1 pseudogene is annotated in these 446 nt (G+C 57.0%); it reads right to left on the bottom strand.

Annotation, left to right across the window (positions count from 1 at the left end):
• Positions 1-12 precede the first annotated feature (12 nt).
• Positions 13-446, bottom strand: a pseudogene (locus HY29_RS19460) (MATE family efflux transporter); the annotation flags it as partial.

Raw genomic sequence — 446 nt, 5'->3', positions numbered from 1 at the left:
GCGTGCTTTGCTTCATTCAATACCAATCCAGCTCGGTTTTGATGGGCTGGCAGCGTGCTCGGTTTCGGGCTGGGTGGGGCGGTTTGGCTGAGACCCCGTCAGCATGGTTGCCTCGCGCCATTTGCCGAACCGGTAATAGCCGATTGCCAGCACCATGGAGACCGCTGAACTGATGGGGTAGGACCACCAGATTGCTTCCTCTCCCAGGGTCGGCTCGAGGAAGGCGGTGATGCCGACGCGGACACCGACCAGAGACAGCGTCACAATAATCAAAGGCGGGATGACTGCGCCGGTTGCGCGAACCGTACCGAATATCACCATCATGACGCCAAACATCACGAAGCCCCAACTGACCACCGCATTGATATGCTGTGCGATGTCGATGGTTTCGGTTTTATTACCCAGGAACAGACTGAGTGCGGCGCGGTCTGCAAAATAAACCAGAA

Origin of the sequence: Hyphomonas beringensis, from assembly GCF_000682755.1 — a bacterium.
GTDB lineage: Bacteria > Pseudomonadota > Alphaproteobacteria > Caulobacterales > Hyphomonadaceae > Hyphomonas > Hyphomonas beringensis.
The sequence above is the reverse complement of the archived record's forward strand: the minus strand, read 5'-3'. Positions and strand labels throughout refer to the sequence as shown.